Source organism: Nocardia sp. NPDC047654 (genome assembly GCF_043205035.1).
GTDB lineage: Bacteria > Actinomycetota > Actinomycetes > Mycobacteriales > Mycobacteriaceae > Nocardia.
Map to the genome: position 1 here is coordinate 1,058,543 of NZ_JBIDDF010000001.1, position 19,857 is coordinate 1,078,399.

The window sequence follows — 19,857 nt, forward strand, 5'->3', positions numbered from 1 at the left end:
GTGACGAATCGCACTGCGGACCCGTCGTGACCCGGTGTCCGGTGGCGACGATCACGCCGCGGAGGCGGTCGCGGCGGTTCCGAGTTCGCGCGAACCCGCGCGAGTCGGTTGGATCAGCGTTTTCTCTGCGCAGGTCAGGCGGGAAAGACGGCTTCGGGCCCAGCGCGCGCCGGTGGACACCTGTCCGGATGATCGGGGCGTGACCCTCCGCCGGACCGGAATCCCCGCAGGTCGATCGCGCCGCTGACTCAGGGCACCCTTATTAGATTTCCGGAACGAATTCCGCCACACTGATGTTGTGAAAACCGTGGGTTTGCGGAGGAACGACGAAGGGACTGGTCGCCGGACCGGTGCCGGGTCGGTTGCTGCGCCCGCGGCGGTCGGCGGCGAAGGGCATACCCGAGCGGCCATCGTCCAGCTGCTGCTGGAGGAAGGACCGATCACCGCCACCGCCATCGGGAACAGGCTCGGCCTCGCCCCGGCGGGCGTGCGCAGGCATCTGGACGCCTTGATCGACTCCGGCCGAGCGCGAGCGACTCGATCGGCGCCCTGGCAGCAGAAGGGCCGGGGCCGCCCGGCCAAGCAGTACCAGCTCACCGCGGCCGGACGAGGCGACCTCGGCCACGCCTACGACGATTTGGCGGGGGCCGCGATCCGGCAGCTCGGGGAGATCGGCGGCGAACAGGCCATCACCGAGTTCGCCCGCAAACGAGCACGCACTATCGTGGCCGGGATCGAACCGGTCGGTGAGCACACCACCGAACAAACCGAGGCCAAGGCCGAGGAGATCGCCGAGGCGTTCACCGACGCCGGGTTCGCCGCCACCACCCGCAAGGTGGGCGCGGGCGTGCAGATCTGCCAGCACCACTGCCCCGTGGCACACGTCGCCGAGGAGTTTCCTCAGCTGTGCGCGGCGGAACTCGAGGCGTTCCGGGAGCTGCTCGGCACGCACGTGCAGCGGCTGGCCACGATCGCCAACGGCGACTGCGCGTGCACCACGCACGTGCCGCTGCTGGTCCTGCCTGCCGACCGGACCGGAACTTCAGCACCAACCGCTGCACAGCCCGCAGCGGTACGAACGAACGACTCCGGAAGGAGTGCCGAATGACGACGACCACCGACCAGGTGCAACCGCTCACCCAGGAAGAGGCCATCGCCTCGCTGGGCAAATACGGTTACGGCTGGGCCGATTCGGATGTGGCCGGCGCCAGCGCGCAACGAGGTCTGTCCGACGCGGTTGTCCGCGACATCTCGGCGAAGAAGAGCGAGCCCGAGTGGATGCTCGAGCAGCGGCTGAAGGCGCTGCGCATCTTCGATCGCAAGCCGATGCCGCTGTGGGGATCGAACCTCGACGGCATTGATTTCGACAACATCAAGTACTTCGTGCGCTCCACCGAGAAGCAGGCCGCGTCCTGGGACGAGCTGCCCGAGGACATCAAGAACACCTACGACAAGCTGGGCATCCCCGAGGCCGAGAAGCAGCGGCTGGTCTCCGGTGTCGCCGCGCAGTACGAGTCCGAGGTCGTCTACCACCAGATCCGTGAGGACCTGGAGCAGCAGGGCGTCATCTTCCTCGACACCGACACGGCGTTGAAGGAGCACCCGGAGATCTTCCGGCAGTACTTCGGCACGGTGATCCCCGCGGGCGACAACAAGTTCTCCGCGCTGAACACCGCCGTCTGGTCGGGTGGGTCGTTCATCTACGTGCCGCCGGGCGTGCACGTCGACATCCCGCTGCAGGCCTACTTCCGGATCAACACCGAGAACATGGGCCAGTTCGAGCGGACCCTGATCATCGTCGACGAGGGCGCCTACGTGCACTACGTCGAGGGCTGCACCGCGCCGATCTACAAGTCCGACTCGCTGCACTCCGCGGTGGTGGAGATCATCGTGAAGAAGGGCGGCCGCTGCCGCTACACCACCATCCAGAACTGGTCGAACAACGTCTACAACCTGGTCACCAAGCGGGCCAAGGCCGAGGCGGGCGCGACCATGGAGTGGATCGACGGCAACATCGGTTCCAAGGTCACCATGAAGTACCCGGCGGTCTGGATGACCGGCGAGTACGCCAAGGGTGAGGTGCTCTCGGTGGCGTTCGCAGGCGAGGGCCAGCACCAGGACACCGGTGCGAAGATGCTCCATCTCGCGCCGCACACCTCCTCGACCATCGTGTCGAAGTCGGTGGCGCGCGGCGGCGGCCGGGCTTCCTACCGCGGCCTGGTCCAGGTGAACAAGGGGGCGCACGGCTCGAAGTCGACGGTGAAGTGCGACGCGCTGCTGGTCGACACGATCAGCCGCTCGGACACCTACCCCTACGTCGACATCCGTGAGGACGACGTGACCATGGGCCACGAGGCGACCGTCTCGAAGGTCTCCGAGGACCAGCTGTTCTACCTGATGAGCCGCGGCCTCACCGAGGACGAGGCGATGGCGATGGTGGTGCGCGGCTTCGTCGAGCCGATCGCCAAGGAACTGCCGATGGAGTACGCCCTCGAACTGAACCGCCTGATCGAACTGCAGATGGAAGGAGCCGTCGGCTGATGGCCGTGGAGAACATTGCCGAAGCCGCCGAAGCTCGCACCCCCGCGGTCAACAAGGGTGAAGTCTTCACCTCGTTCGACGTCAACGCCTTCGAGGTGCCTTCCGCCAAGGACGAGGCGTGGCGGTTCACGCCGCTGCGCCGCTTGCGCGGATTGCAGGACGGCACCGCGGTTCGCGACGGCCACGCGACCGTCGAGGTCGCGGCGGCCGAGGGCGTGACCGTGGAGACCGTCGACCGCGCCGACGCCCGGTTGGGCGCGGGCGGCGTGCCGTCCGATCGCGTTGCCGCTCAGGCCTACTCGGGCTTCGAGCAGGCCACCGTGGTGTCGGTCGGCAAGGAGATCGAGGTCGGCGAGCCGGTGATCGTCACGATCACCGGTCCCGGCGAGGGCAAGACCGCCTACGGCCACCTGCAGATCCGCCTGGAACCCTTCGCCAAGGCCACCGTGGTCATCGACCAGCGCGGCAGCGGAACCTACGCGGAGAACATCGAATTCGTGCTCGGCGATTCGGCCAAGCTGACCGTGGTCGCGGTGCAGGACTGGGCCGACGACGCGGTGCACGCCACCGCGCACCACGCCAAGCTCGGCCGCGACGCCACCCTGCGGCACATCTCGGTCACCCTCGGCGGCGACCTGGTGCGCCTGACCGGCAACGTCCGCTACGACGGCCCCGGCGGTGACGCCGAACTGCTCGGCCTCTACTTCGCCGACGCTGGCCAGCATTTCGAGCAGCGGCTGCTGGTCGACCACGCGGTGCCGAACTGCAAGTCGAACGTGCTGTACAAGGGTGCGCTGCAAGGCGATCCGCACTCGCCGAAGGGCGACGCACGCACGGTGTGGGTGGGCGACGTGCTCATCCGTGCCGCCGCCGAGGGCACCGACACCTTCGAGGTGAACCGCAACCTGGTGCTCACCGACGGGGCGCGGGCCGACTCGGTGCCGAACCTGGAGATCGAGACCGGCGAGATCGTCGGCGCCGGACACGCCTCCGCGACCGGCAGGTTCGACGACGAGCAGCTGTTCTACCTGCGCGCCCGCGGCATCCCGGAGGACGCCGCCCGCCGCCTGGTGGTGCGTGGTTTCTTCCACGAGATCATCCAGAAGATCGCGGTGCCCGAGATCCGGGAGCGGCTGGAGGCGGCCATCGAGGCCGAACTCGCCGCCATCGGCGCCTGATCAACGACCCCATACCTGGCAAAGGAATTCGAATTCGATGACCACCCTGGAAATCAAGGACCTGCACGCCGAGGTCGCCAACCCCGACGAGTCCGGCGAGCCCATCAAGATCCTCAAGGGCGTGAACCTCACGGTGAAGTCCGGTGAGACGCACGCCATCATGGGCCCGAACGGCTCCGGCAAGTCCACGCTGTCCTACGCGATCGCCGGTCACCCGAAGTACACCGTGACCTCCGGCTCGATCACCCTCGACGGCGAGGACGTGCTGACGATGTCGGTGGACGAGCGCGCGCGTGCGGGCCTGTTCCTCGCCATGCAGTACCCGGTCGAGGTTCCCGGCGTCTCGATGTCGAACTTCCTGCGCACCGCCGCCACCGCCGTGCGCGGCGAAGCGCCGAAGTTGCGGCACTGGGTCAAGGAGGTGAAGGAGTCGATGAGCGAACTGGAGATCGACGCCGCCTTCGCCGAGCGCAGCGTGAACGAGGGCTTCTCCGGCGGTGAGAAGAAGCGCCACGAGATCCTCCAGCTGGGCCTGCTCAAGCCGAAGATCGCCATCCTGGACGAGACCGACTCCGGCCTGGACGTCGACGCGCTGCGCATCGTCTCCGAGGGCGTCAACCGCTACAAGGAGCGCGAGAACGGCGGTGTCCTGCTGATCACGCACTACACCCGCATCCTGCGCTACATCCAGCCGGAGTTCGTGCACGTGTTCGTCGGCGGCCGCATCGTCGCCGAGGGCGGCGCCGAACTCGCCGAGGAACTCGACGCCAACGGCTACGTTCGTTTCACTCAGACTGCAACCGCTGGAGCCTGACATGACCGCTACGGTCCACACCCTCGACGTCGCCCGCATCCGGGCCGACTTCCCGATCCTGAACCGCACGGTCCGGGACGGGAAACCGTTGGTGTACCTGGACTCCGGCGCGACCGCGCAGCGGCCGATCGAGGTGCTCGAAGCCGAACGCGAGTTCCTCATCACCAGCAACTCCGCGGTGCACCGCGGGGCGCACCAGCTGGCCGAGGAGGCGACCGACGCCTACGAGGGCGCGCGGGCCGACATCGCGCGGTTCGTCGGCGTGGACGTGGGCGAGATCGTCTTCACCAAGAACGCCACCGAGTCGCTGAACCTGGTGACCTACGCGCTCGCCGACGACCGGTTCCCGCACCACGTGGGTCCCGGCGACGAGATCGTCATCACCGAGCTGGAACACCACGCGAATCTGGTGCCCTGGCAGGAACTGGCCCGCCGCACCGGCGCCACGCTGAAGTGGTACGGCGTGACCGAGGACGGCCGGATCGACCTCGACTCGCTGGAACTGTCGCCCGCCACCAAGGTGGTCGCGTTCACCCACCAGTCCAACGTCACCGGTGCGGTGGCGCCGGTCGAGGACCTGGTGCGCCGCGCGAAGGCGGTGGGCGCGCTGGTCGTGCTCGACGCCTGCCAGTCGGTGCCGCACATGCCGGTGGACTTCCGCATGCTGGGTGTGGATTTCGCCGCGTTCTCCGGTCACAAGATGCTCGGTCCGTCCGGCGTCGGCGTGCTCTTCGGCCGCCGCGCGCTGCTCGAGGAGATGCCGCCGTTCATCACCGGCGGGTCCATGATCGAGACGGTCTTCATGGACCACAGCACCTACGCTCCGCCGCCGCAGCGGTTCGAGGCCGGGGTGCCGATGACCTCGCAGGTGGTCGGATTGGGCGCGGCCGTGCGATATCTCGAACGCATCGGCATGGACGCCGTCGCGGCGCACGAGCATACGCTCGTCGGCGCGGCGCTGGAAGGGCTGGCCGGGATCGACGGCGTGCGCGTCATCGGACCCACCGAGAACGTCGACCGCGGCGGCGCCGTGGCGTTCGTGGTAGACGGCATCCACGCGCACGACGTCGGGCAGATCCTGGACGACGAGGGCGTCGCGATCCGGGTGGGCCACCATTGCGCGTGGCCACTGCACCGGCGTTTCGGGGTCGCCGCCACCGCGCGCGCCTCGTTCGCGGTCTACAACACCGTCGCCGAGGTGGACGCGCTGGTCGCCGCCGTGCGGAAGGCCCAGAGCTTCTTCGGAGTTGCATAAGACATGCGCATGGAGCAGATGTACCAGGAAGTGATCCTGGACCACTACAAGCACCCGCACCACCGGGGGCTGCGCGAGCCGTTCGGGGCCGAAGTACACCACGTGAACCCGACCTGTGGCGACGAGGTGACGCTGCGCGTGCAGCTCGGCGACGACGGTGACATCGCCGACGTCTCCTACGACGGCCAGGGCTGCTCGATCAGCCAGGCCGCCACCTCGATCCTCACCGACCAGGTCATCGGGCTGCCGGTGCAACAGGCGCTGAAGGTGGTCGACTCCTACAGTGAGATGATCTCCAGCCGCGGCACCATCGAGGGCGACGAGGACGTGATCGGCGACGGCATCGCCTTGGCGGGAGTCTCGAAGTACCCCGCGCGGGTGAAGTGCGCGCTGCTCGGGTGGATGGCGTTCAAGGACGCCGTCCTCAGGATCGGCCCCGAGCAGCCCGCCAGCGCCGCGGAAGAGAACTGACCGTCCGATGCGAAACGGGGAAGCGTCATGACTGACACACCGGTTACCGACACGACCGAGCAGGCCGCGCCTGCCGCCGAACTGTCCGAGCTGGCCGAGCTGTCCTCGGAGGACATCAAGTTGCTCGAGGACATCGAAGAGGCGATGCGTGACGTCGTCGACCCGGAACTGGGCATCAACGTCGTCGATCTCGGCCTGGTCTACGGGTTGCGCGTCGAGGAGGACAACATCGCGGTCCTCGACATGACGCTGACCTCGGCGGCCTGCCCGCTGACCGACGTCATCGAAGACCAGTCCCGCAATGCGCTGGTGCGCAGCGGCCTGGTGGAAGACCTGAAGATCAACTGGGTCTGGATGCCGCCGTGGGGTCCGGACAAGATCACCGAGGACGGCCGCGAGCAGTTGCGCGCCCTCGGGTTCACGGTGTAATCGCCAGGACTGGTCGCAGCCGCCGAGCAGTGCCCCGACAGGGCGCTCCGGCGGCTGAGTCGTATCCGCCGCGCGGGCTTCGGCTGTGCCCGCCGATGCGTTCCCGGTGCATCGTCAGCCCTTGCCGCACTCGGTCGGATCGACCGGCGCTCCGTTCGGGGTGGAGACGTACGCCGGGATGGGGAGCCGTCCGATGCGCCGGGCGTCGGTGCCGCACACCCGCCCGGGGTGGGAAGTCCGCACTTCGACAAACCACCTGTGCCCGACGATGATCTGAGCGCTGAGTCGTCCGAAACGGGGAGGATCATCACATGTCGCTGCCGCACAAGGCTGCCCTCGGGCTCGCGGCGGTATCGGCCGCCACCTGCGCCGTCGTCGGCGCACCGGCGGGTGAAGCGCGCGCGGCGACCTACTATGGAGCGCTGGCGCTTTCGCCCAGTACCGGTGCCGTCGTTTCGGCGGTGGACTACGCGAGCGCCGCTGCCGCCGACACCGCGGCCCGCGCCCAATGCGGTGTGACCGACTGCCAGACGGTCGTGCAGTTCTGGAATGCCTGCGGGTCGGTCGTGCGCGGCGCCGACGGGAAGCACGGATGGGCATGGGGCCCCACCCGCGCCGAAGCCGAACGCCGGGCCATCGAGGTTCTCGGTCCCAGCGCTCCGCCCTTCCCGAGTCTCGGCAGCGCGATTCCTCGGCCCGCGAGCGTCCGATTGACCGCTTGCACGTCGACAGCCGGATAGCTCACCGGCGCAGACTTTTCCGGCCCGGGTGACGGCTGAAAGCCCGGCCCGCCCATTCGCGAGGATCAGCGTCGTGACAAGCGTGACCTGCGAGTCGAATACCGCCGCTGTAGCGCGCTGACCAGCTGTTTCGTCCCTCGAAGCCTTCGCATCACGGGCTCGCTTCCTCCACCGGTCGCCCACCCGGTTCCGCTGCGTGCATACCCCGCCGGTGGAGCGCCCGGAAGCGACGGACGAACCGTGCCATCGGCCGGCCTGAGCCGTCCTTCGCGGGCCGAGGGCCGGATCTCGCGGTTTCGGATCACTCCGGGCGGGAATCGCGTCGGGGAGCTGACGCCGAGGAGGTCTTCGTGCCGGATGGGAACACAGCGGGCCCGCAGCGGGTCGTGATCGTCGGAAGCGGGTTCGCGGGGTTCACCTGCGCCCAAAAGCTTTGCCGCATAGCGGCGAAAGCGAAACGGGACGTCGAAATCGTCCTCGTCACACCCAATGACTACCTGCTCTATACGCCCTTGCTTCCGGATGTGGCGGGTGGACTGCTCGATCCCCGGTTCGTCGCCATCTCGCTGGCCGATTCGCTGCCACGGGTCCGACTGGTGGTCGCGAACGCTCGGTCGGTCGATCTGCAGAACAAGACGATCACGGTGGCTGGCGAGCATCATCCGCCGCGGCAGCTGTCCTGGGACCGGCTGGTGCTCACGCCGGGGTCGGTCACCCGCCTGTTCGACATCCCGGGCCTGGCGGAGCACGCGCGCGGGCTCAAGACCGTCGCCGAAGCGCTGTACCTGCGCGAGCAGTTGCTGCGCCAGCTCGAGCTCGCCGACGACGAAGAGGACCCCGAGGTACGGCGGGCGCGCCGCACGGTGGTCGTGGTGGGGGCGTCCTACGCGGGCACCGAACTGATCGCGCAGTTGCGCGCCCTCGCCGACACCTACGCCGCGCGCCGCGGCTTCGACCCCGCCGAAGTGCGATTCCTTCTGCTCGATACGGCCTCGAGGGTGATGCCGGAGGTCGGCGAGCGGCTCAGCGACAAGGTGCTGCAAGTACTGCGTAAACGAGGCATCGAGATCCGGCTGGAGACCTCCCTGTCGAAACTCGACGAGAACTCGGTCGTGCTCACCGACGGAACGGTCGTCCCCACCCACACGGTCGCCTGGGTGACGGGGGTGACCGGCGCGCCGGTGCTCGGCACGCTCGGCCTGCCGCTGGAGAAGGGCCGCTTGGTCGTCGACGCGAAGCTGGGCGTGCCCGGCCATCCGGACGTGTTCGCGGGCGGTGACGCGGCCGCGGTGCCGGATCTGACCAAGCCCGGCCGGATCACCCCGCCCACGGCCCAGCACGCCACGCGGCAGGGCAAGGCACTCGCCAGGAACGTCGCCGCCAGCCTTGGTATCGGCACGGCCGCCGACTACAAGCATCGCGACCTGGGACTGGTCGTCGACCTCGGGCCGCGCTTCGCGGTCGCGAACCCGATGGGCCTGCGGCTCTCCGGTTTGCCCGCGAAGGCGGTGACCCGCGCCTATCACACCTTCGCCGTGCCGAGAGCGGTGAACCGCTGGGCGATCACGGTCTCCTACCTGACCATCGCGGTGACACCGCGGCCCCTCGCCTTGCTCGGACTGGTGAGCCACGAGGAAGCGAGCTTCGGCAGCAGTGAGGGCATCACCGGGCCTTCGTGAGCAGCGGGAGGCGCCTGAGAGTGTCTCCGCTATCACGCCCGGGCTTCCTGCCCTGCGCGCCCGTCGCGTTGCTCGGATCAAACGCGTGCGCGAGACCGTGCACAGCGGAGATGATGCGGAGGTGGACGAGGTGACGTACCGGCGATCGCGAGTCGGGTTGCACGCGGTCGCGGAGTTGTTGATCGCCGGGCCGCAGTTCCGAGAGTTCGGCACCATCCGGTTGGGGGTCGTGCGGGGAGGCTTCGGGGGAGTGCGGTGGCCGGTATCCGTGGTCGGGGACGAGCTGGTGTGGCCGGAAGGGCGTGCCCGGCTGGCGGGGACCTTTCGGGAGGTCGCCAGGGCCGCGGGTTTCGAACCCGGACCGCCGGAAGGGGTGTACGCGGCCACCGCGGGCGTCGATCCCGATGCGGCGATCGAGGTGGATCCCTCGGCAGCCGGGCTGATCGAAGACTGGCTGGCGCTGGGCGACAAGGCGTTGCGCTGCCTGGCGCCGGATGTGACACCGGTGCTGTGGCCGGAGCATTTCGACCTGGCGAGCACGATCGATGAGGTGAACTACGGGATCTCGCCGGGAGACGACGCCCATCCCGGCCCGTACGCCTACATCGGACCGTGGACCCCGCGAACCGGCGATTTCTGGAACGCGCCGTTCGGCGCAGTCAGGCCACGCGGCGCGGTGAACACCGTCGCGGCACTCCTGGAGTTCTTCGAAGAAGGCAGGCGGCGCGCGGCGCAGGACTGACTCGGCCCCTCGGTCGCGGCTCGCTCCGAGACTCAGGCGCCTTTGCGCGCCGGAGCCTTCTTGGCCGCCTTCTTCGCGGGCGTCTTCTTCGCCGCGCTCTTGGAGGCCGTGCTCTTCGATGCGCTGCTCTTGCCCGCGCTGCTCTTGGCTCCTGCGCTCTTGGCCGCGGCCTTCTTCGCGGTCTTCTTCGGCTCGGCCTCCGCCCCGTCGCCGCCGGCAGTCCGGCGTCCACTGGCCTCCAGGCTGCGTTGCAGTGCGGCGACCAGATCGACCACCTCGGCGTCCATTCCGGCCGGCGCGAGCTCCGGCTGCTCGGGCACCTTGCCGGTGCCGCTGGCGATCGCCTCGTCGAGCAGGCGCTTCAGTTCGATCTGATACTCGTCGGTGAACTGCTCTTGATCGAAGTCGTCGGACATCGCCTCGACGAGCGTCTCGGCCATCTTGATCTCCTGCGGGCGCGGGTCGGCCACCCCGTCGAGGGATTCGAAGTCGACGGAGCGGACCTCATCGGGCCACAGCAGCGTCTGCAGCACCAGAATGCCGTCGCGCACGCGCAGCGCGGCCAGCCTGGTCTTCTGCCGCAGCGTGAAGTTCACCAGGGCGGTGCGTTCGACCTTCTCCAGCGTCCGCGCCAGTAGGACATAGGCCTTCGGCGTGCTGGAGTCCGGTTCCAGGTAATAACTCTTCTCGAACAGGATCGGGTCGATCTGCTCGGACGGCACGAACTGCAGCACCGGGATCTCGTGCTTCTCCGCCACGGGCAGTTTCGCGAAGTCCTCGTCACTCAGGACGACCTTGTCGCCGTCCGGGGACTCGTAGGCCTTGTCGATCTCGGTGTACTGGACGGATTGGCCGCACACGGTGCAGACGCGGTCGTATTTGATCCGGCCTCCATCCTTGGCGTGCACCTGATGGAATCGGATGTCGTGGTCCTCGGTGGCGGTGTACACCTTCACCGGAACATTCACCAGCCCGAATGCGATCGAGCCCTTCCAGATCGATCTCATGTTCCCATCATGGCCGAAGCCCTTCGACCTCGCGAGCGAACCGGAAACCGAGTGTCGCAACCGCGACACGCCGACGCAGCCGTCCCGGCAGAGCCGCGAAGAGCGAACTCATCGCCGTGACCGTGCCTGCCAGGTCCGTGCGGCCGGACAGATACGCGCGCTGTGCGGCCGGGGGCAGCGTGAAGAACGTGTCGAAGAACAGCGGGAGGTCTTCCGGCGGCAGCGCGAGCAGCGCCCGCAGACCGGCGCTGCGCAACCGGTGGACGACGCGCGCCGTGGCCGGCCACACGTTCTGCCCCGCCGCCATCGCGTCGGCCGCGGCCAGCGTGGCGCCGACGCTGTAACCGGTCGCCGGGTGCAGGAAGCCGCCCGCCGCCCCGAATCCGCGCGGCCCCGGACGGCCTCCCTGGACGGGAAACCGGACGTGCTCCACGGGCTCGTCACCGGTGAGCCGGATGCCCCGCGCGCCGAGCCGGTGGCGCAAGCGGGCGCGCAGTTGCGCGCCCGTCAACGCGGGGCGGCCGGCCAGGCAGGTCTCCTCGAGCAGCATCCGCTCGTCGCCGAGCGGGACGGCGTAGAGGAACGAAGGCGGCGTGCCGGGGGCGGCGCCGTTGTCCGGCCGCCAGTCCATGAACAGCGGGTCGAGACCAGCGCAGCGTCCCGCGTCCACGATCACGCCGTAGGCGGTCTGCTCGGCCCGGGCGGGGGAGCGGGCGAGTCCGCGCGCGTCGATCACTCTGCCGCCGGTGATAGTCGCGCCGGAGGCCGTGGTGACGTGTTCGGGAGCGATGTCGACCGCGCGATCGGCGACGACGTGTGCATCGGACAGGTGCAGCGAGGTCTGCAATCGCGCGGTGTCCAGCACGACGTACAAGCGGTCCAGCCGGTGCGCGCGCGTTCCCCAGGCCAGCGGCTGGGACACCGTCGCCGCGACGACCTCCGGCGCCAGCCAATCCGGCAGTTCGTCGGCCCACGCCGCGTACGTGGCGGTCCACCTGCGCTCCGGCGCGGGATCCAGCACGGTGACGGTGAGCCCGCGCGCTACGGCGCGGTGTGCGAGGGCACGACCGGCGGGGCCGAGGCCGCACACGACCAAGTCGGGCCTCACTTCCCGGCCGTTCGGATTCGCGGGGCTGCGATGCGATGCATGGTCCGAGCCTCTCATCCGCTCGCTCGACAAGGGTGCGGCCACCGCGTCGGCCGTGAGCCGGGATCTCGCGAGACGGAATTCTTCGCGAACACCGTCGCGGTGATCCGGCTGCGCAGCCCGCGCGTGGAAACGTGACCGGCCCGGATCGACCGCCGAAACGTGGTGGCGGCTGAGTCACCCGCCGAGATGTGGGCACGGGTACCGGCGAGCGCGACGGCCTTTCCGGTCGTGGGAGCCGAGCGGAGGCGGCGCAGCGCACAGCAGCGACTCGCGCCGACGGAATGTGTTCGCGCTCACCGTAGTTTGTCGCACGTTGCTAGGATGCCGGGGCGCTGGCGCACGCACCCGGCCCCGGTGCCGAGTGCGCGGTGTCGGCGCACCGGTGCGCCGCGGATGGCGCGCCGGCAGGTTGCCGACCGGCGACCGCTGGAGCTCGCAGAGCGAAAGCGGTTCGACCGGAACGAGTTAGGGGTAGACGCAGTGTTCGAACTGACCAGGCGGCGCAGCCGGTGGATCCTCGCCGTGTTCGTGGTGCTCGCACTGGCGATGGGCACGCTGAGCGCGACGCTGTTCGACAAGGTGCAGGGCGGCGGCTACATCGACCCCGGCAGCGAGTCGAGCCGGGCGACCGCGGTGCTGCGCGATACCTTCGGCCAGGCCACCCCGAATTTCGTGCTGCTGGTGCAGACTCGCCGGTCGGTGGACGACGACGCCGCGGCCACCGCGGCGACCAACCTGGTCACCGAGCTGAAGTCGGTGTCCGGCGTCGCGGGCGTCACGTCGTACTGGACCGACAAATCGCCCGCGCTGCGCAGCACCGACGGCACCAAAGGGCTGATCGTGGCCAGCATCCTCGGCGAGGAGGCCGAGGTCGACCAGCGGGTGGGTGACCTCGCCGACCGGTTCGGCGGCGCCCACGGCCCGCTCGAGGTGCGGGTCGGCGGCTACGCGATGCTGCTGCACGAGACGGTGCAGCAGAGTGAGAAAGACGTCGTGCTCGGCGAATCGATCGCTTTCCCGATCACGCTGATCGCACTGCTGCTGGTGTTCGGCGGTCTGGTCGCGGCCAGTCTGCCGCTGGTGGTCGCGATGATCACGGTGATGATCACCATGGGCGCGCTGTGGCTGATCGCGAGCGTCACCGACCTCGCGGCGACCGCGACCAACGTCGCCACGCTGCTGGGGCTCGGCCTGGCGATCGACTACAGCCTGCTGATGATCAGCCGCTACCGCGACGAACTGGTGGCCGGTCAGCAGCCCGGTGCCGCGGTGGCCGCGACCATGCGCTCGGCCGGCCGGACCGTCTTGTTCTCGGCCGTCACCGTCGCCGTCGCCTTGTCGGGCCTGCTGTTCTTCCCGTTGCTGGCCGTGCGGTCGATGGGTTACGCGGGTCTGGCCGTCGCGGTGATCGCCGCGACCGTGTCGCTGACCGTGCTGCCCGCGATCCTGTTCCTGCTCGGCGCCAAGATCGACAGCGGCCGGCTGTGGTGGTTCCTGCGCGCCGCCCGTCCCGCGCCCGGCGAGGGAGCCTGGCACCGCCTGGCGCGGTTCGTGATGATGCGACCCGTGCCCATCGGGCTCGCGGTGACCGCCCTGCTGCTCGTGCTGGGCGCGCCGTTCCTCGGTGTGCAGCTCGGCTTCCCCGACGAACGCTCCCTGCCGGAGTCGATGAACAACCGTCAGGTCACCGAGATCATCCAGCGGGACTTCGCGGCCACCGAACAGAACGGGCTGTTCGCGGTGCTGCCCGAAAGCGCCTACAGCGCCGCCGGATTGGATGCCTACGCCCGGGAGCTGTCGGAGATCGAGAACGTCCGCCGGGTCGACACGGCCACCGGCAGCTACAGCCACGGCGGTCTGCTCGCCGCGCCCACCGCCGCCCACGACGGTTTCCGCGCCGAGAACGCCGCCTATCTCTCGGTGATCCCGGGCACCACCGACCCCACGGTGCTCGACCGGATCGCCGACGACGTGCGCGCGACGCCCGCCGCCTCGGAGGTGCTGGTCGGCGGCGTTGCCGCGGCCAACGCGGACGCGATCGGCGCGGTGGTCTCGGCGCTGCCGTACGCGCTGGCCTTCGTCGTGCTGATCATGGTGGTGGTGCTGTTCCTGCTGACCGGAAGCGTCGTGCTGCCGTTGCTGGCGGTGGTGCTCAGCTTCCTGAGCCTGACGGCCACTTTCGGCGCGCTGGTCTGGATCTTCCAGGACGGGCACCTGTCGGGTCTGCTCGGATTCACCGTCACCGGCGATCTGCCGCCCACGGTTCCGGTCATGCTGTTCGGCGTGGCGTTCGGTCTCGCCATGGACTACCAGGTGTTCCTGCTGGCGCGCATCCGGGAGGAATACCAGCGCACCAGGTCCAACGCGCTGGCCGTCACTTCCGGCCTGGAGCGGATCGGCCGGATCGTCACCGCTGCCGCGGTGCTGATCTCGCTGGTCTTCCTCGGTTTTCTCGCCTCCGACATCACCTTCATGAAGGCGTTCGGCATCGGCCTTCCGCTGGCCGTCCTGGTGGACGCGACCCTGGTGCGCGGCTTCCTGCTGCCCGCCGCGATGGAACTGCTCGGCCACTGGAACTGGTACGCGCCCGGCCCGCTGGGCAAACTGCACCGGCGGTTCGGCATCGAAGAGGGGCCTGCCGCCGCGGCGGTCGCGGGACGGGAGGACTGGCTCCAGCCCGCGCGCCTCTGAGCCACGGCGACCGTACGAGCCCGATCGGGTAGGGTCTCTCCGGCAGCTCCGGGGAGGCCCACACGGGGTGGGACGGCTGCCGGGAGTGTGGAGGGCGACCCGATGACCTACCCGTCCGGTTCCGGATTCGGCGGCGGCAGCCAAGGGGACTACGGGAAATCGGACCAGGCGCGGCAAGCGCCGGACTGGGGAAGCATGTCCCCGCCGAGCGCGTACCCGATGCAAGCATGGGAGACGCCGCCGCGGCCGCCCGCGCCCGAGCGCCGAACCGGCGTGATCGTCGCGCTGGCGGTCGGCGTGGTCGCCGTGCTGGTGGCGGTCGGTGTCGGCGTATCGGCGAATTCACGCGTGCAAGGGCACGCGCAGGCCGCCGCGTCCGCCGAGGCGACCACGCGCGCGGGTGGCGTCACCAGCACGCTGCCCGCGGTTCCCGCCCCGGGCGGTACGCATCCTTCGTCGGGCAGGCTGAGCTACACCGAATTCGCGAAGGACTGGGACTTCCGATTCGATCGCGTCGAGTTGCACGCCGACTGGGTCGACGGCCGTGACCACGCCGACTGCCACCCCATCGAGGTGGCGGGCAAGCTCACGAGCCTCGGCTGCGGCTACGCGGCGGAGCTGGTGTACCGCGCCGAAGGCGGCGCGCTCATGCTCACCCAATTCGTCCTCGGCATGGCCGACCGGAGCCGGGCCGCCGCGGCGAAGGATCGGTTCACCGACGCGGACCTCACCCTGCGTCCCGGCACCTACATCAAGGGCTACGCCACCGGCAAGTGGAAGGACGGCAGCGAGAAGGAATTCGTGGTGGTGACGCTGGCGACGGCCACCGGCGCGGTCGACCCCGCGACCGTCGAGAAGTACCTGCGCTACCGGCACGCCGACACGATCGGCGCATTGGCCTTCCGGTAGCGCAGGTCGGCCCCGATGCGGACGGCCGTCCCGCCTCGGGTCAGATCCCGCCGGTGGAGAGCAGTCCGCCGTCCACGCGCACCGTCTCGCCGGTGATCCAGGCCGCCTCGTCGGAGACCAGGAAGCCGATCAAGCGCGCCACGTCCTCCGGACTGCCCAGTCGCTTCATCGGGTACACGCTCGCGGCGCGCTCTTCGTCCGACGAGTACAGCGCGTCGGCGAATTTCGTCTTGATCACGCCCGGCGCGACCGCGTTCACCCGGATCTTCGGCCCGAGCTGCCAGGCGAGTTCCCCGGTGAGATGGATCAGCGCGGACTTGGACGCACCGTAGGCGGCGATCACACCGGTCGAGCGGATGCCCGCGACACTGGCCACGTTGACCACGGCGCCGCCGTGATCGCGCATCCACGCCCGGTACGCCTCCTGGATGTAGCCGAGCGCCGCGACCACGTTCACGTCGAAGATCTTGCGCACGGCGTCCAGGTCGGCATCCATCAGCGAGCCGAAGACCGGGTTGATGCCGGTGTTGTTGATCAGGACGTCCAGCGAACCGAACTCCGTGACCGCGCGCTCGACCGCGGCCGCCCGATCCTCGGCGACGCCCGAGTTGCCCGCCAAGGCCACGACCTGGCCCTGGTGGCCCAGCTCGCGCAGCTCCGCGGCGGCCTCCTCCAGCGGTTCCTTCTTCCGCGCGGTGATCAGCACGTTCGCGCCGCGGCCGAGCAGCTCCGCCGCGACCGCCTTGCCGATGCCCCGGCTGGCCCCCGTGACCAGAGCGCTCTTGCCCAACAGATCGGTACTCATGGCATCGCACGGTAGCGCAGCCGATCGCATGAGCCGTTACCGCCGTCACATGCGGGGTGCTGGTATGGGGGAGCACCCCGCGGCCCGGGTAAAATCGGTGGTTCTTGTGCGCGTCGAGTCGCACAATCGAGCACGCGCCCAGCCCCACGATCCGCAAGGAGAAGTTTGTGATCACCGCGACCGACCTGGAGGTCCGGGCCGGAGTCCGCACCCTGCTGTCCGCTCCCGGACCGGCGCTACGGGTACAGGCGGGCGACCGGATCGGGCTGGTCGGACGCAACGGCGCGGGCAAGACCACCACGCTGCGCATCCTGGCCGGCGAGGGCGAGCCGTACGCCGGGAAGATTCTTCGCTCCAGCGACATCGGTTACCTGCCGCAGGACCCGCGCGAGGGCAACCTGGACGTGCTGGCCCGCGACCGGGTGCTGTCCGCACGCGGCCTGGACACGCTGATCCGTGAGATGGAGAAGCAGCAGGCGCTGATGGCCGAGGTCGCCGACGACAAGGAACGCGAGAAGGCGGTCCGCAAGTACGGGCGGCTCGAGGAACGTTTCTCGGCGCTCGGCGGCTACGTCGCCGAGAGCGAGGCGGCGCGCATCTGCCACAGCCTCGGTCTGCCCGACCGGGTGCTCGGTCAGTCGTTGCGCACCCTGTCCGGTGGTCAGCGGCGTCGAATCGAATTGGCGCGCATCTTGTTCGCCGCTTCCGACGGCAGCGGCGGGCGTTCGGACACCATCCTGCTGCTGGACGAGCCGACCAACCACCTCGACGCCGACTCGATCACCTGGCTGCGTGGCTTCCTGCAGAATCACGACGGTGGCCTGATCGTCATCAGTCACGACGTGGAACTGCTCGCCGACGTGGTGAACAAGGTGTGGTTCCTGGACGCGGTGCGCGGCGAGGCCGACGTCTACAACATGGGCTGGAAGAAGTACCTGGACGCACGCGCCACCGACGAGCAGCGCAGGCGCCGCGAACGCGCGAACGCCGAGAAGAAGGCGAGCGCGCTGCGCGCCCAGGCGGCCAAGCTCGGCGCCAAGGCCACGAAAGCGACTGCGGCGCAGAACATGGCCAAGCGCGCCGATCGCCTGCTGGCCGAACTCGACGACGTACGCGTCGCCGACAAGGTCGCCCGGATCAAGTTCCCCGAGCCCGCGGCGTGCGGCAAGACGCCGCTGATGGCCGAGAACCTGACCAAGGTCTACGGCTCGCTGGAGATCTTCACCGGCGTCGACCTGGCGATCGACCGCGGCAGCCGGGTGGTGGTCCTCGGGCTCAACGGCGCGGGTAAGACGACGCTGCTGCGTCTGCTGGCCGGAGTCGAGCAGCCCACGGCGGGCGGTTTGGTGCCCGGGCACGGGCTGAAGATCGGATATTTCGCCCAGGAGCACGACACCCTGGACGACAACGCCACCGTGTGGGAGAACATCCGCCACGCCGCCCCCGACGCGGGCGAGCAGGATCTGCGTGGCCTGCTCGGCGCGTTCATGTTCTCCGGTCCGCAGCTCGACCAGCCCGCGGGCACCCTTTCTGGCGGTGAGAAGACCCGTCTCGCGCTGGCCGGTCTGGTCTCCTCGGCGGCGAACGTGCTGCTGCTGGACGAGCCGACGAACAACCTCGACCCGGTGTCGCGCGAGCAGGTGCTCGACGCCCTGCGCACCTACGCGGGCGCTGTGGTGCTGGTGACCCACGACCCGGGCGCAGCGGAGGCGCTGTCTCCGGAACGTGTGATCCTGCTCCCGGACGGGACAGAAGACCATTGGTCGGCCGAATATCTGGAACTTATTCAGCTCGCGTGAGTTTCATCACAGGAACCCGTTGATCATGGCCTCCTGAGTGCTTAGCCTGGAAAGACGCTGCTCGGCGACTCGGAGGAAGCCATGAGCGACAGGCCACAAAGCAAGGCCACATTGGGTAAGGGCACACGCGTCACCGGGAAGTCCCGCGATCGCCTACAAACCCAGCTGAAGAAACAATACGAGGCGGGTGCGAGCATCCGGTCACTGGCGCGGTCCACCGGCCGCTCCTACGGCTTCATCCACAATGTGCTGGTGGAGTCGCATGTGCAGCTCCGCAGCCGGGGCGGAGCCAATCGCCGCAAGGGCCAATAGCGCCGTAACGGCGCGAGGGATTCGCGCCGCGAGGGCCGTCCGCACGTGGGGACACGTTGCCGACGGAAGCAACCGCGCGGTGCGGAGCCCCGCTGCCGCGGACCTGGTCAGCTTGCCCGGCCACGGATCAGACGCGCTCGGAGCGCTCGACCGGATCGACGTCGACGCCTCCGAACCGGATGCTGTCTCGCCGAGCTGTTCGGCGGCGCCGATACCCGGATCGTCGGTTCGCCAGGTGACGGCCTTTCGGCCGGTATCGGTCGCAAGCGCAACACAATCCGGCGCCGCGGTGATCTGGCGTAGTACCGGCCCGCCATGGCTGGTTCCCCGCTGGACCGGCACGGGGTCTGTGCGAGTGTCCGCGCCCGGCGCGGGGGGCGAACTCAGTAGCCTGCCACCATGCCGTCGCCGTCCACCAGCAGGTTGGCCAGGCTGCGGAAGATCGGCAGACCGGTCTTGATCTCCAGGTAGGCGAACTGGCCCTGCGGGTTGACCTCGAGGAAGTAGTACTCGCCGTCGCGGCCGAGCCGAATGTCGAGCACACCGAAGGACAATCCGAGCGCGCCCATCAGCGTGGCCAGTGACTTGCTCACCGAGGCGGGCAGGTGGTCGGGCACGAAATCGACCGACGTGTCCAGCCGGGAGTCGACCTTGCCGACGCCCGCTTGCGAGTCGATGCGCACCGTCCATTCGACGCCGTCGACCCAGACCACCCGCAGGTCGCAGGTGGCGTCGATGTAGTCCTGGAAGGTGGTCGGCGCCGAACGGATCGCGTCCAGCCTGGCGAAATCGTCCTCGGAGATGATCCTGGTCTCGGCGAACTCCGCCCGGCTGGTGCCGGTGCGTTTGTAAACGACCGGGCCGGGCCTGGATTCGACGAAGCTGCGCGCCTCGTCCGGATCGTTGGTGATCAGCGTTTCCGGCACCGCGAACCCGGCCCGCAGCGCCGTTTCCAGTTGCACGATCTTGCGTCCCGCGGTCCGGTCGGCCCCCGGGTCGTTGACCCAGTAGGCAGGGATGGACCAGAGCAGTCCCTGGATGAACCCGTCGCACTCGGCCTGGCGAAAATCGTTGTCCGAGGCGCGGACACCCGCGGGCACCCGCGCGGGGTGCGGGCGCCGCCACCACACCGACCGAACGTCGTCGAGGCCGATGACGTGCGACAGCGAGCGTGCGGTGCCGAGCCGGTCCAGCCGGAAGCTGCCGGACTCGCGGGGGAAATCACGCAGGTCGAGCTGGATCGGGCCGAGCCCGTGGTGGTCTCGCAGCGTCGCCGCCATCGCGGTGGCGTGTAGATCATCGGATTCGGACACGATCAGGACCGAACCGCGCCGG

18 protein-coding genes are annotated in these 19,857 nt (G+C 69.2%); 14 read left to right on the forward strand and 4 right to left on the reverse strand.

Annotation, left to right across the window (positions count from 1 at the left end; translation table 11 throughout):
• Positions 1-298: 298 nt before the first annotated feature.
• The 10 genes from ACGF7Y_RS05070 (at position 299) to ACGF7Y_RS05115 (ending at position 9,849) form a co-directional block, all read left to right on the forward strand.
• Entirely contained in the window at positions 299-1,108 is an 810-nt protein-coding gene (locus tag ACGF7Y_RS05070) for a helix-turn-helix transcriptional regulator (protein WP_393229338.1), read from the forward strand.
• A complete protein-coding gene (sufB, locus tag ACGF7Y_RS05075) occupies positions 1,105-2,541 on the forward strand; it encodes a Fe-S cluster assembly protein SufB (protein WP_357129326.1) in 1,437 nt (478 codons plus the stop codon). The genes ACGF7Y_RS05070 and sufB overlap by 4 nt, the downstream gene beginning before the upstream one ends.
• The gene (gene sufD / locus ACGF7Y_RS05080) at positions 2,541-3,719 is read left to right on the forward strand and encodes a Fe-S cluster assembly protein SufD (protein WP_393229342.1); all 1,179 of its coding nucleotides are present in this window, start codon (positions 2,541-2,543) and stop codon (positions 3,717-3,719) included. Before sufB ends, sufD begins: the two co-directional genes overlap by 1 nt.
• 37 nt (positions 3,720-3,756) lie before the next feature.
• The gene (gene sufC, locus ACGF7Y_RS05085) at positions 3,757-4,533 is read left to right on the forward strand and encodes a Fe-S cluster assembly ATPase SufC (RefSeq protein ID WP_393229345.1); all 777 of its coding nucleotides are present in this window, start codon (positions 3,757-3,759) and stop codon (positions 4,531-4,533) included.
• A 1-nt stretch (position 4,534) separates the two neighbouring features.
• Positions 4,535-5,788 carry a cysteine desulfurase gene (locus tag ACGF7Y_RS05090; RefSeq protein ID WP_393229347.1) on the forward strand — a complete coding sequence of 418 codons (1,254 nt, stop codon included), beginning with the start codon at positions 4,535-4,537 and terminating at the stop codon, positions 5,786-5,788.
• Positions 5,789-5,791: 3 nt separating this feature from the next.
• On the forward strand, positions 5,792-6,259 hold the full coding sequence (gene sufU, locus ACGF7Y_RS05095; RefSeq protein WP_393229350.1) for a Fe-S cluster assembly sulfur transfer protein SufU: 468 nt from the start codon (positions 5,792-5,794) through the stop codon (positions 6,257-6,259).
• 27 nt (positions 6,260-6,286) lie between these two features.
• Positions 6,287-6,688 (forward strand): metal-sulfur cluster assembly factor, encoded by a 402-nt coding sequence (locus ACGF7Y_RS05100; protein ID WP_393229353.1) that lies wholly within the window; start codon positions 6,287-6,289, stop codon positions 6,686-6,688.
• Between the two features lie 311 nt (positions 6,689-6,999).
• Positions 7,000-7,428, forward strand: a complete 429-nt coding sequence (locus ACGF7Y_RS05105) for a DUF4189 domain-containing protein (protein ID WP_393229356.1) — start codon at positions 7,000-7,002, stop codon at positions 7,426-7,428.
• Positions 7,429-7,778: 350 nt separating this feature from the next.
• On the forward strand, positions 7,779-9,107 hold the full coding sequence (locus ACGF7Y_RS05110) for an NAD(P)/FAD-dependent oxidoreductase (protein ID WP_393229358.1): 1,329 nt from the start codon (positions 7,779-7,781) through the stop codon (positions 9,105-9,107).
• Between the two features lie 121 nt (positions 9,108-9,228).
• Positions 9,229-9,849, forward strand: coding sequence for a hypothetical protein (locus tag ACGF7Y_RS05115; RefSeq protein WP_393229361.1), 621 nt, complete (start codon positions 9,229-9,231; stop codon positions 9,847-9,849).
• 32 nt (positions 9,850-9,881) lie between these two features.
• Here the strand turns inward: ACGF7Y_RS05115 and ACGF7Y_RS05120 are convergent, their stop codons facing one another.
• Together ACGF7Y_RS05120 and ACGF7Y_RS05125 are read right to left on the reverse strand one after the other, a co-directional pair.
• A complete protein-coding gene (locus ACGF7Y_RS05120; RefSeq protein ID WP_393229363.1) occupies positions 9,882-10,856 on the reverse strand; it encodes a Ku protein in 975 nt (324 codons plus the stop codon).
• Positions 10,857-10,863: 7 nt separating this feature from the next.
• Entirely contained in the window at positions 10,864-11,964 is a 1,101-nt protein-coding gene (locus tag ACGF7Y_RS05125) for a lycopene cyclase family protein (RefSeq protein WP_393229366.1), read from the reverse strand.
• Positions 11,965-12,486: 522 nt separating this feature from the next.
• Here ACGF7Y_RS05125 and ACGF7Y_RS05130 point away from each other — a divergent pair.
• Positions 12,487-14,697 carry an MMPL family transporter gene (locus ACGF7Y_RS05130; RefSeq protein ID WP_393229369.1) on the forward strand — a complete coding sequence of 737 codons (2,211 nt, stop codon included), beginning with the start codon at positions 12,487-12,489 and terminating at the stop codon, positions 14,695-14,697.
• Positions 14,698-14,799: 102 nt separating this feature from the next.
• On the forward strand, positions 14,800-15,606 hold the full coding sequence (locus tag ACGF7Y_RS05135; protein WP_393229372.1) for a hypothetical protein: 807 nt from the start codon (positions 14,800-14,802) through the stop codon (positions 15,604-15,606).
• 40 nt (positions 15,607-15,646) lie between these two features.
• Here the strand turns inward: ACGF7Y_RS05135 and ACGF7Y_RS05140 are convergent, their stop codons facing one another.
• On the reverse strand, positions 15,647-16,411 hold the full coding sequence (locus tag ACGF7Y_RS05140) for an SDR family oxidoreductase (RefSeq protein ID WP_393229375.1): 765 nt from the start codon (positions 16,409-16,411) through the stop codon (positions 15,647-15,649).
• Positions 16,412-16,578: 167 nt separating this feature from the next.
• Between ACGF7Y_RS05140 and ACGF7Y_RS05145 the strand changes: the two genes are divergently transcribed.
• Positions 16,579-18,210, forward strand: coding sequence for an ABC-F family ATP-binding cassette domain-containing protein (locus ACGF7Y_RS05145; protein ID WP_063053191.1), 1,632 nt, complete (start codon positions 16,579-16,581; stop codon positions 18,208-18,210).
• An 81-nt stretch (positions 18,211-18,291) separates the two neighbouring features.
• Positions 18,292-18,522 carry a helix-turn-helix domain-containing protein gene (locus ACGF7Y_RS05150; protein ID WP_040867425.1) on the forward strand — a complete coding sequence of 77 codons (231 nt, stop codon included), beginning with the start codon at positions 18,292-18,294 and terminating at the stop codon, positions 18,520-18,522.
• A gap of 383 nt (positions 18,523-18,905) precedes the next feature.
• On the opposite strand, the gene ACGF7Y_RS05155 is transcribed toward ACGF7Y_RS05150, so the two are convergent.
• A complete protein-coding gene (locus ACGF7Y_RS05155; RefSeq protein ID WP_393229379.1) occupies positions 18,906-19,835 on the reverse strand; it encodes a hypothetical protein in 930 nt (309 codons plus the stop codon).
• Positions 19,836-19,857: the final 22 nt, after the last annotated feature.